At 58.8% G+C, this 12,858-nt stretch carries 13 protein-coding genes and 1 pseudogene; 12 read left to right on the top strand and 2 right to left on the bottom strand.

Features of this window, described 5'->3' with window-relative positions; genetic code table 11:
- The first annotated feature begins 17 nt into the window (after window positions 1–17).
- The 10 genes from H7993_RS08535 (at window position 18) to hisC (ending at window position 7,903) form a co-directional block, all read left to right on the top strand.
- Window positions 18–827 carry an ATP-binding cassette domain-containing protein gene (locus tag H7993_RS08535; protein ID WP_185794046.1) on the top strand — a complete coding sequence of 270 codons (810 nt, stop codon included), beginning with the start codon at window positions 18–20 and terminating at the stop codon, window positions 825–827.
- Entirely contained in the window at window positions 827–1,624 is a 798-nt protein-coding gene (mlaE, locus tag H7993_RS08530; protein WP_043186730.1) for a lipid asymmetry maintenance ABC transporter permease subunit MlaE, read from the top strand. The genes H7993_RS08535 and mlaE overlap by 1 nt, the downstream gene beginning before the upstream one ends.
- Window positions 1,624–2,091: an outer membrane lipid asymmetry maintenance protein MlaD gene (gene mlaD, locus H7993_RS08525; RefSeq protein WP_043186734.1), complete on the top strand. Its 468-nt coding sequence runs from the start codon at window positions 1,624–1,626 to the stop codon at window positions 2,089–2,091. Before mlaE ends, mlaD begins: the two co-directional genes overlap by 1 nt.
- Window positions 2,092–2,101: 10 nt before the next feature.
- Window positions 2,102–2,755 carry an MlaC/ttg2D family ABC transporter substrate-binding protein gene (locus H7993_RS08520; RefSeq protein WP_122479497.1) on the top strand — a complete coding sequence of 218 codons (654 nt, stop codon included), beginning with the start codon at window positions 2,102–2,104 and terminating at the stop codon, window positions 2,753–2,755.
- The gene (locus H7993_RS08515) at window positions 2,755–3,057 is read left to right on the top strand and encodes an STAS domain-containing protein (RefSeq protein ID WP_185794045.1); all 303 of its coding nucleotides are present in this window, start codon (window positions 2,755–2,757) and stop codon (window positions 3,055–3,057) included. The genes H7993_RS08520 and H7993_RS08515 overlap by 1 nt, the downstream gene beginning before the upstream one ends.
- Before the next feature lie 113 nt (window positions 3,058–3,170).
- On the top strand, window positions 3,171–3,410 hold the full coding sequence (locus tag H7993_RS08510) for a BolA family protein (protein ID WP_043186744.1): 240 nt from the start codon (window positions 3,171–3,173) through the stop codon (window positions 3,408–3,410).
- A gap of 22 nt (window positions 3,411–3,432) precedes the next feature.
- A complete protein-coding gene (murA, locus tag H7993_RS08505; RefSeq protein WP_122479496.1) occupies window positions 3,433–4,698 on the top strand; it encodes a UDP-N-acetylglucosamine 1-carboxyvinyltransferase in 1,266 nt (421 codons plus the stop codon).
- 69 nt (window positions 4,699–4,767) lie between these two features.
- Window positions 4,768–5,403: an ATP phosphoribosyltransferase gene (gene hisG, locus H7993_RS08500; protein ID WP_185794044.1), complete on the top strand. Its 636-nt coding sequence runs from the start codon at window positions 4,768–4,770 to the stop codon at window positions 5,401–5,403.
- Window positions 5,404–5,528: 125 nt separating this feature from the next.
- Window positions 5,529–6,857 (top strand): histidinol dehydrogenase, encoded by a 1,329-nt coding sequence (gene hisD / locus H7993_RS08495; RefSeq protein ID WP_122479494.1) that lies wholly within the window; start codon window positions 5,529–5,531, stop codon window positions 6,855–6,857.
- Between the two features lie 2 nt (window positions 6,858–6,859).
- Window positions 6,860–7,903, top strand: a complete 1,044-nt coding sequence (hisC, locus tag H7993_RS08490) for a histidinol-phosphate transaminase (protein WP_185794043.1) — start codon at window positions 6,860–6,862, stop codon at window positions 7,901–7,903.
- A 158-nt stretch (window positions 7,904–8,061) separates the two neighbouring features.
- On the opposite strand, the gene H7993_RS08485 is transcribed toward hisC, so the two are convergent.
- Complete coding sequence (locus tag H7993_RS08485) at window positions 8,062–8,886, bottom strand: hypothetical protein (protein ID WP_185794042.1); 825 nt, start codon at window positions 8,884–8,886, stop codon at window positions 8,062–8,064.
- A gap of 861 nt (window positions 8,887–9,747) precedes the next feature.
- Between H7993_RS08485 and H7993_RS20920 the strand changes: the two are divergent.
- Window positions 9,748–9,852, top strand: a pseudogene (locus H7993_RS20920) (serine O-acetyltransferase); the annotation flags it as partial.
- 207 nt (window positions 9,853–10,059) lie between these two features.
- Window positions 10,060–11,253, top strand: coding sequence for an MFS transporter (locus H7993_RS08480; protein ID WP_206682971.1), 1,194 nt, complete (start codon window positions 10,060–10,062; stop codon window positions 11,251–11,253).
- Window positions 11,254–11,686: 433 nt separating this feature from the next.
- Here the strand turns inward: H7993_RS08480 and algW are convergent, their stop codons facing one another.
- Window positions 11,687–12,850, bottom strand: coding sequence for a Do family serine endopeptidase AlgW (algW, locus tag H7993_RS08475; protein ID WP_122479491.1), 1,164 nt, complete (start codon window positions 12,848–12,850; stop codon window positions 11,687–11,689).
- Window positions 12,851–12,858 lie beyond the last annotated feature (8 nt).

Below are 12,858 nucleotides of genomic sequence, written 5' to 3'. Positions count from 1 at the left end.
CACTGCAAGGAGTTTAAATGAGTGCCGATAGCGCCTACGCGGTCGAGCTGAAAGGGGTTTCCTTCAAGCGCGGTGCGCGGAGCATTTTCAACGACGTCGATATCCGCATTCCTCGCGGCAAGGTCACCGGTATCATGGGGCCTTCAGGTAGCGGCAAGACCACGCTCCTGCGTTTGATGGGCGCGCAACTGCGGCCCAGCGGCGGCGAAGTGTGGGTCAATGGCCAGAACCTGCCCAAACTCTCGCGCAGCGATCTGTTCGATGCGCGCAAGCACATGGGCGTGCTGTTCCAGAGCGGCGCGCTGTTCACCGACCTGGACGTGTTCGGAAACGTGGCCTTCCCGCTGCGCGTGCACACCGACCTGCCCGAAGACATGATCCGCGACATCGTTCTGATGAAGTTGCAGGCCGTTGGCCTGCGCGGTGCCATCGAACTGATGCCGGACGAACTGTCCGGCGGCATGAAGCGCCGGGTCGCGCTGGCCCGCGCCATCGCCATGGACCCGCAGATATTGATGTACGACGAGCCGTTCGTCGGTCAGGACCCGATCGCCATGGGCGTACTGGTGCGGCTGATCCGCCTGCTCAACGACGCCCTGGGTATCACCAGCATCGTGGTGTCCCACGACCTGGCGGAAACCGCGAGCATCGCCGACTACATCTATGTCGTGGGTGATGGCCAGGTGCTTGGTCATGGCACGCCAGAAGCCTTGATGGGGTCGGACAATCCGCGCGTCCGCCAATTCATGAAGGGCGATCCCGACGGCCCCGTGCCTTTTCATTTTTCCGCGCCCGACTACCGCGCCGATCTGCTGGGGAAGCGTTGATGCGCAAGAAATCAATCATGGAGCGCGTGCGCCTGTTTGGCCGCTCGGCCATCGACATGGTCGGCATCCTGGGTCGTTCCGGGCTGTTCCTCGGCCACGCGCTGGTGGGCCGCGGCGGCATCGGTGGCGGCTTCCAGCTGCTGATCAAGCAATTGTATTCAGTGGGCGTCATGTCCCTGCTGATCATCGTCGTGTCCGGCGTGTTCATCGGCATGGTGCTGGCGCTGCAGGGCTTCAGCATTCTGGCCAAGTACGGGTCGGAGCAGGCGGTCGGGCAAATGGTCGCGCTGACATTGCTGCGTGAACTCGGACCTGTGGTCACCGCTCTATTGTTCGCCGGTCGTGCAGGTTCTGCATTGACGGCCGAGATCGGCAACATGAAGTCGACCGAGCAGTTGTCGAGCCTGGAGATGATCGGCGTCGACCCGCTCAAGTACATCGTTGCGCCAAGGCTGTGGGCCGGTTTCATTTCCCTGCCGTTGCTGGCGATGATTTTCAGCGTCGTCGGTATCTGGGGTGGATCCTGGGTCGCCGTCGATTGGCTGGGCGTCTATGAAGGATCGTTCTGGGCCAACATGCAGAACAGCGTGAGCTTCACCGATGACGTGCTCAACGGTGTGATCAAGAGCCTGGTATTCGCTTTCGTCGTCACCTGGATCGCCGTGTTCCAGGGTTATGACTGTGAACCCACGTCCGAGGGCATCAGTCGCGCTACCACCAAGACCGTGGTCTACGCGTCGCTGGCCGTTCTGGGCCTGGACTTTATTCTGACCGCCCTGATGTTTGGAGATTTCTGATGCAAAACCGATCAATGGAAGTCGGAGTTGGCCTGTTCCTTCTGGCCGGCATCCTGGCTTTGCTGCTGTTGGCCTTGCGTGTCAGTGGTCTGTCCACCAGCGCGAACACCGAGAGCTACAAACTTTATGCCTATTTCGACAATATCGCCGGTTTGACTGTCAGAGCGAAGGTGACCATGGCCGGTGTGACCATCGGCAAGGTCACGGCCATCGATCTGGATCGCGACACCTTCACGGGCCGGGTGACCCTGCAGCTGGACAAGAAAGTGGACAATCTGCCCACTGACTCCACTGCTTCCATCCTGACCGCGGGCCTGCTGGGCGAGAAGTACATTGGTATCAGCGTGGGTGGCGAGGAAGCCTTGCTCACCGACGGCGGTACCATCCACGACACCCAGTCGTCCCTGGTGCTCGAAGACCTGATCGGCAAGTTCCTGCTCAACACAGTCAGCAAAGATGCCAAATAAGGAGTTATCCATGTTTTCGATCATGCGACGCAGCCTGCTGGTTCTGGTGGCTCTGCTACCGATGTGGGCCAACGCAGCCCCTGCGGTGTCCGCACATCAGGTGGTACAGGGCGTCACCGACCGGCTGCTGTCGGATCTGGAAAAGAACCGTGAAACCTACCGCAGCAACCCTCAGGCTTTCTACGACGCGTTGAATTCCATCGTCGGTCCAGTCGTCGATGCCGAAGGCATATCGCGCAGCATCATGACCGTGAAGTACGCGAACCGGGCAACACCGGCGCAGAAAACGCGTTTCCAGGAAAATTTCAAGCGCAGCCTGATGCAGTTCTATGGCAACGCGTTGCTCGAATACAACAACCAGGGCATCACCGTTGGCCCGGCCAAGGATGAAAGTGGCACCCGTACCAGCGTCGACATGCAGGTCAAGGGCACTGGCGGAGCGGTGTATCCGGTTTCCTACACCCTGGAAAACCTGAACAACGAGTGGAAGGTGCGTAACGTCATCATCAATGGCATCAACATCGGCAAGCTGTTCCGCGACCAGTTCGCCGACAGCATGCAGCGCAACGGCAACGACCTGGACAAGACCATCGATGGTTGGGCGGGCGAAGTCGCCAAGGCCAAGGAAGTCACCGACAAAGCTGCTCCGACGAGCGCCCAGTGATGGATCAGGCTCGCGTCGAACTGGCCGGCGACCAGCTCCGCCTGGCCGGCGTGCTGGACTACCGCTCCGGCGCCGCCCTGCGCAAGCAGGGGCAGGCATTGATCCAGTCCAGCCCGGCCACGGCGCTGGTCATCGACTGCACTGCGGTCGAGAAATCCAGCAGCGTCGGCTTGTCCCTGCTGCTGGGCTTCATGCGCGATGCCGAGGCGGCCGGCAAGACCGTGCGGGTCCAGGCACTGCCCCACGATATGCGTCAGATCGCTCAGGTCACCGGCATGAGCGAATTCTTTTCACAGATTTGAGCGGCCCTCATCGAGGTCCTCTGGCCTGATCCCGTCGATACGGGGTTCGCAGTCGGGGGGCTTTTTTGTATGATGGCCGACCCGCGCGCACAGGGCGCCGATCGAGGTTGAGCATGCAGGCTGTAGAAGTGAAGGGTTTCCTTGAATCCAAGCTGCCGGGAGTGCAGGTGGAAGTCGAAGGCGAAGGCTGCAATTTCCAGCTGAACGTGATCAGTGACGAGCTGACCGCGCTTAGCCCGGTCAAGCGCCAGCAACAGATCTATGCTCATTTGAACCCATGGATCGCCGATGGCAGCATCCATGCGATCACCATGAAATTCTTCAGCAGCGCAGCCTGGGCTGAGCGTTCCTGAGCCATTCCGCGTCGAGACTCCAATGGACAAACTGATTATTACTGGCGGCGTTCGCCTTGATGGCGAAATTCGCATTTCCGGAGCGAAGAACTCCGCTCTGCCGATTCTGGCTGCCACCCTGCTGGCCGATGGGCCGGTAACGGTTGCCAACCTGCCGCACCTGCACGACATCACCACCATGATCGAGCTGTTCGGTCGCATGGGCATCGAGCCGGTGATCGACGAGAAGCTGGCGGTCGAGATCGATCCGCGCACCATCAAGACACTGGTTGCACCGTACGAGCTGGTCAAGACCATGCGCGCCTCGATCCTGGTGCTGGGCCCGATGGTCGCTCGCTTCGGCGAAGCGGAAGTGGCGCTGCCCGGTGGTTGCGCGATCGGCTCGCGTCCGGTCGACCTGCACATCCGCGGCCTCGAAGCCATGGGTGCGGTCATCGACGTGGAAGCCGGCTACATCAAGGCCAAGGCGCCTGAAGGTGGCCTGCGCGGCGCCAACTTCTTCTTCGACACGGTCAGTGTGACCGGTACCGAGAACATCATGATGGCCGCAGCCTTGGCCAACGGCCGCAGCGTCCTGCAGAACGCCGCGCGCGAGCCGGAAGTGGTCGATCTGGCCAACTTCATCAATGCCATGGGCGGCAACGTCCAGGGCGCCGGCACCGACACCATCACCATCGATGGTGTGAAGCGCCTGCACTCGGCGACCTACAAGGTCATGCCCGATCGCATCGAGACCGGTACCTACCTGGTGGCTGCCGCCTGCACAGGCGGCCGGGTCAAGGTCAAGGACACCGATCCGACCATTCTCGAAGCCGTGCTGGAAAAGCTTCGCGAGGCGGGCGCCGAGATCACTACCGGCGCCGACTGGATCGAACTGAACATGCATGGCAAGCGGCCCAAGGCGGTCAACGTGCGGACCGCGCCGTACCCGGCGTTCCCCACCGACATGCAGGCGCAGTTCATTTCGCTCAATGCCATTGCCGAAGGCACTGGCGCGGTCATCGAGACGATCTTCGAAAACCGTTTCATGCACGTCTACGAGATGCATCGCATGGGCGCGCAGATCCAGGTCGAGGGCAACACGGCCATCGTCACCGGCACCGAGAAGCTCAAGGGCGCACCGGTCATGGCGACCGACCTGCGGGCGTCGGCGAGCCTGGTGATTTCGGCGCTTACCGCCGAAGGCGACACCTTGATCGACCGCATCTACCACATCGACCGTGGCTACGAGTGCATCGAAGAAAAACTGCAGATGCTGGGCGCCAAGATCCGTCGCGTACCGGGCTGATGTGCGTGCAGGGCGCAGGGATGCGCCCGGTCGTTGCCAGAAACTTTCCTGTAAGGACTGACGTTTCCCATGTTGACCATTGCGCTGTCCAAAGGCCGCATTCTTGACGATACATTGCCGCTCCTGGCCGAGGCGGGCATCGTGCCCACCGAGAACCCGGACAAGAGCCGCAAGCTGATCATTCCCACGACCCAGGACGATGTACGCCTGCTGATCGTGCGCGCCACCGACGTGCCGACCTACGTCGAGCATGGTGCCGCCGACCTGGGTGTCGCCGGCAAGGACGTCCTGCTCGAATACAGTGGCCAGGGCCTGTACGAGCCCCTCGATCTGCAGATCGCCCAGTGCAAGCTCATGACGGCCGGCGCCATCGGCGCGGCCGAGCCAACCGGTCGGCTGCGTGTGGCCACCAAGTTCGTCAACGTTGCCAAGCGCTACTACGCCGAGCAGGGCCGCCAGGTCGATATCATCAAGCTCTACGGTTCCATGGAACTGGCGCCACTGGTGGGCCTGGCCGACAAGATCATCGACGTGGTCGACACCGGCAATACCCTGCGTGCCAACGGCCTGGAGCCCCAGGAACTGATCGCCCACATCAGCTCCCGGCTGGTGGTGAACAAAGCCTCCATGAAGATGCAGCACGCCCGCATCCAGGCGTTGATCGACACCCTGCGCAAGGCAGTGGAGTCGCGACACCGCGACTGATGCACCTGCGCAGGTCTGCAACCTGCGCCCGTCTATCCGCATCATAGCCAAATAACTCAAGTGCCCATGTGGATCGATTGGTAATCTATCGGCGCTTGAGCAATTGCCATTATTTGAGGCCCGCCATGACCGTTTCCACTGCTATTCGCCGACTCGATGCCACTGATCCGGACTTCGCCCGCCATCTGGACCATCTGTTGAGCTGGGAAAGTGTGTCAGATGACTCGGTCAATCAGCGCGTGCTGGACATCATCAAGGCCGTGCGCGAGCGGGGCGACGCCGCGCTGGTCGAATTCACCGAGCGCTTCGATGGCCTGCAGGTCGCCTCGATGGCCGACCTGATCCTGCCGCGCGAGCGTCTCGAGCTGGCCCTCACACGCATTACCGATGTGCAGCGCAACGCTCTGGAAACCGCCGCCGAGCGGGTGCGGCTCTACCATGAGAAGCAGAAGCAGGATTCCTGGAGCTACACCGAAGCCGACGGCACGGTGCTCGGCCAGAAGGTCACACCACTGGACCGCGCCGGGCTGTACGTGCCCGGCGGCAAGGCCTCCTACCCGTCATCGGTATTGATGAACGCCATTCCGGCAAAAGTGGCGGGCGTTACCGAGGTGGTCATGGTCGTGCCCACGCCCCGAGGCGAGGTCAACGAGCTGGTGTTGGCAGCGGCCTGCATTGCCGGCGTCGACCGAGTGTTCACTATCGGCGGCGCCCAGGCCGTTGCGGCCCTGGCCTATGGCACCGAAAGCGTGCCGCGCGTGGACAAGGTCGTGGGCCCCGGCAATATCTACGTGGCGACTGCCAAGCGCCATGTGTTCGGCCAGGTCGGTATCGACATGATCGCTGGCCCCTCGGAAATTCTGGTGGTCTGCGACGGTGGCACCGATCCGGACTGGATCGCCATGGACCTGTTCTCCCAGGCCGAACATGACGAAGACGCCCAGGCCATTCTGGTCAGCCCCGATGCCGAGTTCCTCGACAAGGTCGCGGCCAGTATCGACAAGTTGCTACCGACCATGGAACGCGCCGAGATCATCAATACCTCGATCAATGGCCGGGGTGCGCTGATCAAGGTCCGCGACATGCAGCAGGCCATCGAGGTGGCCAACCGAATTGCCCCGGAACACCTGGAGTTGTCGGTCGAAGACCCGCAGGCCTGGCTGCCGCAGATCCGCCATGCGGGTGCCATTTTCATGGGGCGTCACACCAGCGAAGCGCTGGGCGACTACTGCGCCGGCCCCAACCACGTGCTGCCGACTTCGGGCACCGCGCGTTTTTCGTCGCCCTTGGGTGTCTACGATTTCCAGAAGCGTTCGTCGATCATCTTCTGCTCGGAGCAGGGCGCTTCCGAGCTGGGCAAGACCGCTTCCGTACTGGCTCGCGGCGAGTCCCTGAGCGCACACGCCCGCAGCGCCGAATACCGTATCCAACCCGATCTGGCAAAAGGGGAATGAGCATGAGCAGATTCTGGAGTCCCTTCGTCAAGAACCTGGTGCCCTATGTGCCCGGCGAGCAGCCCAAGGTTGCCAACCTGGTCAAGCTCAACACCAACGAGAACCCCTACGGCCCATCGCCCAAGGCGATCGAGGCCATGCGCGCCGAGCTGTGTGACGCCCTGCGTTTGTACCCGGATCCCAACAGCGACCTGCTCAAGCAAGCCGTGGCGGACTATTACGGGGTGCAAACCAACCAGGTGTTCCTGGGCAACGGCTCGGACGAAGTGCTGGCGCACATCTTCCACGGCCTGTTCCAGCATGACCAGCCGCTGTTGTTCCCGGACATCAGCTACAGCTTCTATCCGGTCTATTGCGGCTTGTACGGTATTGCCTTCGAGGCCGTGCCGCTGGACGAGCAATTCCAGATCCGGCCACAAGACTACGCCAGGCCCAACGCCGGGATCATCTTCCCCAACCCGAACGCACCCACTGGCTGCCTGTTACCGCTCGAAGCGGTCGAGCAGATTGTTCAGGCCAGCCCGGACTCGGTGGTGGTGGTGGATGAAGCCTACGTCGATTTCGGCGGTGAAACCGCGATCACCCTGGTCGATCGTTATCCGAACCTGCTCGTCACCCAGACTGTCTCCAAATCCCGTTCGCTGGCCGGCCTGCGGGTAGGGCTCGCGGTCGGCCACCCGGACCTGATCGAAGCGTTGGAGCGCATCAAGAACAGCTTCAACTCCTATCCGATCGACCGAGTGGCGGTCGCCGGCGCCGCCGCAGCGTTTGCCGACAAGGCCTACTTCGAAGACACCTGCGCCAAGGTGATCGCCAGTCGCGAAAAACTGGTGCAAGGGCTGAATGAACATGGATTCGAGGTACTGCCCTCGGCAGCCAACTTCATCTTCGCCCGCCACCCCGATCAGGACGCTGCAGCCATCGCCGCCCGCTTGCGCGAAAAGGGCGTGATCGTGCGCCATTTCAAGCAGGAACGCATCGCGCAATTCCTGCGCATCAGCATCGGTACTCCGGAACAGAACCAGGCGTTGCTGGATGCCCTGTGAGCAAGAAGATAAAAGCGGCTGGGTTGAACAAGCCGCTTGACCGGCAGACTTCCCAGGTCGGTTAGGCTGCCGGTATAGGGCGCGGGACAGCAGGATAAGTTGTCAGCCGGCTAATGCTTCGCACAAGACCTGAGTGCTGCCGGCAGTGTGTTCATCGCCTAGCGTTTTTTCAAGGAGAATGACCCGAAACGGATACGAGGCCCGTCAAGTGTGATTGACAAGGTGTTCTGAGTAGCCGTGAAGGGTATTGGCGCTATCGACTCACTGGACGTGATATCTGTGTAGGGGACCCCACCACTGCCCGATATCCTGCCGAAGGCGAAGTTTTCCTCCTCGCCTATAGGATTGATGAAGGGCATCACCGTATAGGTAATCACGTAATGACTGCCAGGTTCGATGCGAGTGACCAACTGGCTGACGCGTTGGCCGTTGGCCAGTTGCACGCCGCCGTGCTGCCACTCGCCTCCTCCTCTCCAGTCCGTATTTGGACGCTCGAACTGGCTATCCTTGATGAGTTCGTCGGGATTGGGAAAGTCATCGACGAGGCTGGGACTCCAGAACTGTACAGGGGTGCTTGCTTCAGAGCTGATTACGACTTCCAGATGAGTCGTCGCCGGTTGGGTTACATGTTCGAGCTCGTATATGAACGCGCCTGTCTTCAGGTAGAAACTTGCTACCTCTGTATTATTTTCCTTGATGACGACACGGCCGACTTCAGCCAATGCATGGTTAGCCTTTGATGAGCTATTGAACCCCAAGGCGATCATTCTGAACGTGTACTGTTTGGCTCTCGCTTCTATGGTCACTCCCTGCCTGATGCTGGCCTGATTGACCAGAGTCGCGCCAGGCGGTGAAGAGGTGCAGTTGGCGGGGTCCCCTTTGTCGTCCGTGATCCAGTGGGTGAAACCTTGTTCGAACTCTGCGTTCTGGAACAGATTCCCTGGCAGCGCCAGAGGTGTGGTCGTAGGCGTTATGTTAGTCATGATCCATTTTCTCCGTGTGTGTGGCAAGAAAACAGGCTAGCTACGATTGCATGTTCCTGGGTAACTATATTTTTACACGCAAAACAGGGGTGATCTTATATTTTCAGACCGCAGTGCGCTTTTCGCTAAACGCCGGGCGGCCAAGATAATTATCAGGTGAGCGTAATAATCATGAGTATGACGGTCGATACTTCTGTGCGAATAAAAACTTCGAGCGTGTATAGGTGTGTTACATCCGATAGAAATGACGTGACCGAGGTTGCATGCGATAGCCAACCGCCATCCGTTTTTCACTACATCCCTACTTCTCCTCCTTCTTCACCGCCGCCGGCGCTGGCGGGGGGCGCAGGCCCACTTCGGCGTTGAGGGTGAGTTCCATGCCCTGCGCATCATCTGGATCGGGATCACCAAGATCTGATCGGCGCTAGCTGTCGTTGCCCCTATACCTCCTCAAAAAAGGAGTGGACATAGGGGCGGCAACGCGGGTCTCAGCGGTCCGCTTTAATCTGACACCTAGTTCCATCCAATCCCAAAACCGGAATGTCTCTTCCTTGTCCCTAGCCGTGATGCGCAGGTAAGGTACCTGCACGTTCGCATCAGGAAACAATTCAAAATTCCTCTTTGAGCCTGTGTTGTGCAAGCTGCACAACTTCTTGAGCGCTTTGCGGAGCACATCCAATCGATATACAACATCAAGAATCGCTGGGTCTCACATTCACCGCTGAGCAGTGTAAGTTTGCTCGATGCACGGTAGAGCAACTTTTGAAGACGGGTGTGCTTGAATGCATCGCTAAGGAAGATGCTGTGGAGATATTCAGGAGGCAAGATTTTTATTCTGTTACACAAGAAGTCTATGAGAATTTAAAAGCGTTCGCGTCGAAAGATCCAGATTCTCAGCGTGATCTTGAGTTTGTAGCGAAAAATTACACCTCTTATGCGGCAGTGTTGCACTATCGATTGGCCAATTAAGTTTATGAGCTGTCTTAGGTTCGGTTGGGAATGATACGATGATTGGAGCACATTGCCTTATCTCTGAGGATGTCCCAGCTCAACATCGTGCAACCCTCAATGGTACCGAGAATGTCGTAAAGTCGATAAGGCCCAGTGCTCGCTCGTGAGTTGGCGGCGATACAATCAGAAAAGCTATATGTGAAATTATAAAAAGGAAAATTTATGATCTTTGATAGGCTTCCTCTAAAGACATATCTTTATTTCATAGCCCAGTCTGTCAATCTAACGGCCGCAGTCATGTCGGTGACGATGGCTGCCGTGATAGGCGCTCAACTCGCTCCATCGCCGGAGTGGTCAACTTTACCCTACGGCATGCAGTTCCTGTCTTTGATGTTAGCAACCTATCCAGCATCAAAATTCATGAGCGTCTATGGCCGGCGGGCCGGTTTTCATTTAGGCAGTTTGGCACTGGCGGTGTCCGGTATCACTGGCTTTTATGCCCTGCAGATGGGTAGCTTTTATGGGGTCATGGTTTCTCATGCTGCATTAGGGGGCTACATTGCTTTCGCAAACTTCAATCGATTTGCCGCAACCGACGGGCTCAGTGCCGCACTGAAGGCCAAGGCTATTTCCTTGGTCGTTGCCGGGGGGGTTGTTGCAGCCTTCATTGGTCCATGGGTGGCGACATTGCTTCGTTCGGTGGGTGACTTCAGCGACTTTGCCCTGTGCTACGGTTTTTTTGTGCTACTGGCGGTCATATCCGCCGCCGTCAATCAGGTGACGCCAATAGCTGAAATGACAGATTCAGCCAATAGCGCAATACCCGTGCCGCTTCGAAATAGTTCTAACTGGGATCTGGCGCTGCCTATCACTGTTGCGGCAGTGGGGTATGGGTTCATGAACCTGCTCATGATTCAAGCCTCTTTACAGATGGCGGCTATGCACACGCATTTTCAGCTCATCGGTGTAGCTATTCAGTGGCACGTGTTTGCTATGTTTGCGCCTTCCTTCATCACTGGATATCTGATTGCCCGAATGGGTGTCAATCGGTTGGTTTTGCTAGGGCTAGTGCTACTGTCAACATCAGCTATGATTAATTTATTTTACCTGTCACAAGCTTCCATATTGATCGCATTGGTTGTTTTAGGTGTGGGTTGGAATTTTACCTATGTAGCAGGAGGCGCGATGCTCGCCCTTCGACTTGAAGGCAAAAAAGAGGCTATCAAAGTCCAAGGTATCAATGACCTGATTATCGCCATCATGGCGACTGCTGGAGCGTTTCTTCCTGGCATGTTGCTCGTAAGTGTAGGGTGGAGCGGTACCAACGCTGGCGTAGCGATTCTAACATTGGCCCTGATCACTTATTTCATTACTGCCATACGTCGAGCCGCGGCCAAGATGCAGGTGATAAAATGACGCTCAGCCAAAGTTTGAAGATGTGTCCAGGGCTTCTCATGAAGCTGGAGATGAATAATCTGGGAGGGAGCCACAAATATGCCAAGCGAGGGATTCACATCGGTAACAGCTCGGCGCTTGCACTGCAAGATTGACCTTAGGGGCACTCTCGTTGCTTGCATCGCGTATGACGGTGGCTATTGGTATTCAGATATAACAGCCAAATTTTGCAGTCTGCCAATGTAGAGATTTATAAGCTTTCATTGCTAGACCTCATGCTGCCCCAAGCAGTGTCTGTTTCATGTATCAAATAGGAAAGCCGCTGCTGGTTCGACTTTCCCTTCGGCAGGCGAAGATCCGTATTGAACGGGTCTCGTCCTTCAACCCGGTCTTTCAGAGAGAGGGTTGGAGGTAGGGGCCAAGTAAACACGGTTCTTTACCTCACCCCACAACCTTACTTCTCCTCCTTCTTCACCGCCGCCGGCGCTGGTGGGGGGCGCAGGCCCACTTCGGCGTTGAGGGTGAGTTCCTTGCCCTTGCGCATCACCTGGATGGCGATCCGGTCGCCGGGCTTGGTGCGGGCGACCTGGTTCATCGAGCGGCGACCATCGCCGGCCGGCTCGCCATTGATGCTGAGGATGACATCGCCCAACTGCAGGCCGGCCTTGTGGGCCGGGCCGCCCTGAAACACTCCGGCGACGACGATGCCTGGCCGATCCTTGATGCCGAACGACTCCGCCAGCTCCTCGGTCATCGGTTGTACTTCGATGCCCAACCAGCCGCGGATCACCTGGCCATGTTCGATGATCGACTTCATCACCTCCAGCGCCAGCTTGGTCGGGATTGCGAAGCCGATGCCTTGCGAACCGCCGGACTTGGAGAAGATGGCCGTGTTGATACCGGTCAGGTTGCCGTTGGCATCCACCAGCGCGCCGCCGGAGTTGCCGGGGTTGATCGCCGCATCGGTCTGGATGAAGTCTTCGTAGGTATTGAGGCCCAGCTGGTTGCGGCCGGTGGCACTGATGATGCCCATGGTCACGGTCTGGCCGACGCCGAACGGGTTACCGATGGCCAGCGCGACGTCGCCGATACGGATGCCGTCGGAGCGGCCGATGGTGATTGCCGGAACGTTCTTCAGATCGATCTTGAGCACCGCCAGATCGGTTTCCGGATCGCTGCCGATTACCCGGGCCAGGGTCTCCCGGCCGTCTTTCAGGGCCACCACGATCTGGTCGGCGCCGGCGGTCACATGGTTGTTGGTGAGCAGGTAGCCTTCGGGGCTCATGATCACTGCCGAGCCCAGGCTCGACTCCCAGCGACGCTGCTTGGGCAGGTTGTCGCCGAAGAACCGCCGGAACTGTGGATCTTCGAACAGCGGGTGGGCACCTTTGTTGACCGCCTTGGTGGTGTACAGGTTGGCCACGGCGGGCGCTGCAATGGCTACGGCGTCGGCGTAGGACACCGGGCCCTGGATGACGCTGGCGCTTTGCGGCGCCTGCTGCAGGTTGACGTCCTGGCTGGGCAGGCCGACCCATTGCGGAAAGCGCAGGATCACCAGCAGGGCGATCAATATGCCGGTCAACAGTGGCCAACCGAAGAAGCGCAAGGCCTTGAACATGGGAACGA

The sequence above is a fragment of the Pseudomonas baltica genome (assembly GCF_014235765.1).
Taxonomy (GTDB): domain Bacteria; phylum Pseudomonadota; class Gammaproteobacteria; order Pseudomonadales; family Pseudomonadaceae; genus Aquipseudomonas; species Aquipseudomonas baltica.
The sequence above is the reverse complement of the archived record's forward strand: the minus strand, read 5'-3'. Positions and strand labels throughout refer to the sequence as shown.